Annotated in this window: 3 protein-coding genes; 2 read left to right on the forward strand and 1 reads right to left on the reverse strand. The window is 70.8% G+C overall.

The window, feature by feature from the left end; all coding sequences use genetic code 11:
* Positions 1-177: 177 nt before the first annotated feature.
* Positions 178-609: a MarR family winged helix-turn-helix transcriptional regulator gene (locus JS521_RS14495; protein WP_205083393.1), complete on the reverse strand. Its 432-nt coding sequence runs from the start codon at positions 607-609 to the stop codon at positions 178-180.
* Positions 610-746: 137 nt separating this feature from the next.
* Here JS521_RS14495 and JS521_RS14500 point away from each other — a divergent pair, with 137 nt between their 5' ends.
* Positions 747-1766 carry an NADP-dependent oxidoreductase gene (locus JS521_RS14500; RefSeq protein WP_205083394.1) on the forward strand — a complete coding sequence of 340 codons (1020 nt, stop codon included), beginning with the start codon at positions 747-749 and terminating at the stop codon, positions 1764-1766.
* A 96-nt stretch (positions 1767-1862) separates the two neighbouring features.
* A complete protein-coding gene (locus JS521_RS14505) occupies positions 1863-2291 on the forward strand; it encodes an organic hydroperoxide resistance protein (protein WP_205083395.1) in 429 nt (142 codons plus the stop codon).
* The last annotated feature ends 135 nt before the right edge of the window (positions 2292-2426 follow it).

Genomic DNA, 2426 nt, shown 5'->3' on the forward strand with positions numbered 1-2426 from the left:
CGTCTCGACGACGTACCCCCGGTCCTCGACACCCTTGTCAAGACCGGCGTGGCCCTCACCCTCGTCGGGGTATGCGACAAGACCGCCGCCCGCCCCGACCCCGACGCCGACCTGCACCCGCTTCCTGTGGTGGTGCACGTAAGCAGGTGAGCGCGGTGCCTGCGGTGAGCGCGGTGCCTACGGGGTCTCCTCGCCCAGCATCCTGCGCAGCAGATCCCGCAGGACCGTGCGCTCGGCGTCGGAGAGCCCGGCCAGCGGCTCCCGGGCGAAGTCCAGCGCGTCCCGCAGCTCACGGGCCGTACGCCGGCCCTCCTCCGTCGCGGCGGCCAGCTTCACCCGCCGGTCGGCCGGATCGGGCCTGCGCTCGACCAGCCCCCGGGTCTCCAGCCGGTCGATGATCCCGGTGACGTTGGACGGCTCGCACTTCAGCCTGAGGGCGATCTTCCGCATCGGCAGGGGCTCCAGCGAGAGCAGCCCGAGCACCCGTGCCTGCGCGCCGGTGAGGGAGTGCTCGGCGGCGGCCCGGTCGTACTCCTCGTGGTAGCGCGCCACGACGGCGCCGATGAGCTCGACGACCTCAAGGGTCAGGGAGTCTGTGCGAGTGGCCATGGACGACAGCGTACCGATTTACTTGACAGCATGAAATATTCAGGAGCATGGTTGTTTCATGTCATGAAGCTTTTCGTGTCGTATCCGTACGGCATGGAGGCTCACCCCCCGTAGGACATTGAGGAGAACCCGAGCCCATGTCTGCAGCACTTCCCACGTCCAGCCGCGAATGGCACCTCGTCGCCCGCCCGCACGGCTGGCCCAAGGCCGAGGACTTCGCACTGCGTGAGGCCGCGGTGGCCGCTCCGGCCGAAGGCCGCATCCTCGTCCGCAACAAGTACTTCTCGGTCGACCCGTACATGCGCGGCCGGATGAACGACGTGAAGTCCTACACCCCGCCCTTCAAGCTCGACCACCCCATGGACGGCGGCGCGGTCGGCGAGGTCATCGCCTCGAACGCCGAGGGCTTCGCCGTCGGCGACCACGTCCTGCACGGTCTCGGCTGGCGCGAGATCGCCGACCTGCCCGCCAAGCACGCGGTGAAGGTCGACCCCGAGATCGCCCCGCTCTCCGCCTACCTCGGCGTGCTCGGCATGCCCGGGCTCACCGCCTACGCGGGCCTGTTCGAGGTCGCCTCCTTCAAGGAGGGCGACGCGGTCTTCGTCTCCGGCGCGGCCGGGGCCGTCGGCAGCCAGGTCGGCCAGCTGGCGAAGCTCAAGGGCGCCTCCCGGGTCATCGGCTCCGCGGGCTCCGACGAGAAGGTCAAGCTCCTCACCGAGGAGTACGGCTTCGACGCCGCGTTCAACTACAAGAACGGGCCGGTCCGCGACCAGCTCAAGGCGGCCGCCCCCGACGGCATCGACGTCTACTTCGACAACGTCGGCGGCGAGCACCTCGAAGCCGCGATCTCCTCGTTCAACCTGCACGGCCGCGCCACCATCTGCGGCATGATCGCCCAGTACAACTCCACCGAGCCGACCCCCGGCCCGAGCAACATGGCGCTCATCATCGGCAAGCGGCTGCGCCTCCAGGGCATGCTCGTCGGCGACCACGCCCACCTCCAGGGGCAGTTCGTCCAGGAGGTCGCCGGCTGGCTCGCCTCGGGCGAGCTGAAGTACCAGGAGACCAAGGTGGAGGGCATCGAGAACGGGTACGACGCCTTCGTCGGCCTGCTGCGCGGCGAGAACACCGGCAAGATGATCGTTTCCCTGGTCTGACCCCGGCCCCGTCGCGGCCACCCGTTAGGCTCATCCCCAGGCCGTCGCGATCGTGGGCGCGAGTCGCGGCGCACCAACAGGAGGAATCCTCACACCATGAGCATCCAGAAGATCGACGTCGCCTACACCGCCGTCGCCACCGCCGAGAACGGCCGCGACGGCCGGGTCTCCTCCGACGACGGTCAGCTCGACGTCGTCGTGAACCCGCCGAAGGCCATGGGCGGCAGCGGCGCGGGCACCAACCCCGAGCAGCTCTTCGCGGCCGGCTACAGCGCCTGCTTCCAGGGTGCGCTGGGCGTCGTCGCCCGCCAGGAGAAGGCCGACATCTCCGGCTCGACCGTGACCGCCTCGGTCTCCATCGGCAAGACCGAGGCCGGCGGCTTCGGCCTGGAGGTCGCGATCAGCGCCTCCATCCCGAACGTCGACGCCGCCACCGCGCAGGCGCTCATCGAGAAGGCCCACCAGGTCTGCCCGTACTCGAACGCCACCCGCGGCAACATCAACGTGGAGCTCTCGGTCGCCTGACCGGTCAGCGCTTCCGCGGGGGGGGGGCGCCCCCCCCCCCGGCGGCGGGGGGGGGGGGGGGGGGCGCCCCCCCGCCGGGGCCCCCGAAGGAGAGAGGGGGGGGGGGGGGGGGGGGGGTGGGGGGGGGGGGGGAGG

The sequence above is a fragment of the Streptomyces durocortorensis genome (assembly GCF_016901035.1).
Taxonomy (GTDB): Bacteria; Actinomycetota; Actinomycetes; order Streptomycetales; family Streptomycetaceae; genus Streptomyces; species Streptomyces durocortorensis.